The organism is Chitinophaga sp. (genome assembly GCF_035564935.1).
Lineage (GTDB): Bacteria > Bacteroidota > Bacteroidia > Chitinophagales > Chitinophagaceae > Chitinophaga.
In genome coordinates, this window is record NZ_DATMTE010000881.1 from 1 (window position 1) to 1,530 (window position 1,530).

Below are 1,530 nucleotides of genomic sequence, written 5' to 3' on the forward strand. Positions count from 1 at the left end.
TCGCTTTTGTTAATAAAAAATATAAAACCAAGGGAGACGAGTGCCTGGTAGGTGGCGTGGGTTTCTTTGATTGTATAGATCAGCAGGAAGCTGCCAACCTGCTTTTTGATACTGCCAGGCAGTGGTTGCAGGAAAGAGGAATGGGTGCGATGGACGGCCCTATCAATTTCGGGGAACGGAACAACTGGTGGGGGCTGCTCACAGAAGGCTTTCATGAACCATTATACTGCATGAACTTCAATCCTCCCTATTATATCCGCTTATTTGAAGAATATGGTTTCCGGCTTTTCTTCAACCAGATCTGTTATGGAATGAAGGTGAGCGATCAGTTGCAGCCGAAGTTTTTCAGCCGGCATGCCGCTATTGAAGCGGATCCTGCGTTCAGGGCGGTACATATCCGTAAAAGTGAATTGCCGCGTTTTGCAGAAGCCTTTTGTATTGTATACAACAAGGCATGGGCACAGCACATGGGAGGCAAGGATATGGCAAAGGGTCAGGCTTTGGCGTTGTTTAAACAGATGAAACCACTGCTGGATGAAAAAATTGCATGGTTTGTTTACTATAATGAAGAGCCCATTGCCATTTGGCTGAATCTGCCGGATCTGAACCAATATATTAAGCATATGAACGGGCAGTTTGGTTTATTACAGAAGCTAAAATTCCTGTGGCTAAAACAAACCGGCTACTGCAAAAAGATGGTGGGGATTATATTTGGAATTGTTCCTGAATTTCAGGGAAAAGGGGTAGATGCCTATATGATTGTGGAAGGCGCAAAATTGATACAGGGAGGAAGGTCGGGTTATGAAGAATATGAAATGCAATGGATCGGAGATTTTAACCCAAGGATGCAAAATGTGGCAGAAAGCCTTGGAGCGGTTCCCTCCCGCAGGCTAACCACTTACCGCTATTTATTTGACCGTACAGCACCTTATAAAAGGCATCCCATGCTCGGATGAAATGTACTTTTAACAATAAAGTGTATTGCCACAAGTCAACAATATACTTCGGAAAACGTTAATAAATATATCAGCCATAATATATAACACTAAAAAAATACAAAAAGTATTTGCAGTTGATCCGCTATAGTGGGGAAAATACATCCCTCATATTAATATATGATAACTATTGGTAGATGGATAATATTGTGATATTATCTACATTTAAATCCCTTTTGCTGTTACGATCGTATCTAACCTGATGTTGTTATGACCAACTTATACCCTGAATGTCCTGATAACGCAGATCTCGCTTTTATTGAGCCCACGTTATTATTCAGACAACAAATAATGAAAGCCATCAGCTACGTTGTGTTGTTTTTTATTCTTTACGTGGTATTGTTATTTGCGGCTGTTGCACTGGCTGTTGCCTGCGCAGGGGGAGGGATTATGTTATTCCGCGCCTATCCCGCCTGGAGCACCGGTATCATTGGGCTGAGTTTTATTTTACTGGGTGGGATGGTTTTATTTTTTCTTATACAATTTCTCTTTAATAAGCGTACTGCAGTTAATCCGTACCGTACACAGATCTTCC

General features: G+C 41.8%; 2 protein-coding genes. Both read left to right on the forward strand.

What is annotated here, in order from left to right:
• The coding region (locus VN105_RS23035) for a hypothetical protein (RefSeq protein ID WP_325644635.1) at window positions 1–956 on the forward strand (956 nt) is incomplete at its 5' end.
• Between the two features lie 249 nt (window positions 957–1,205).
• On the forward strand, window positions 1,206–1,530 hold a 325-nt coding region (locus VN105_RS23040; protein ID WP_325644637.1), incomplete at its 3' end, for a hypothetical protein.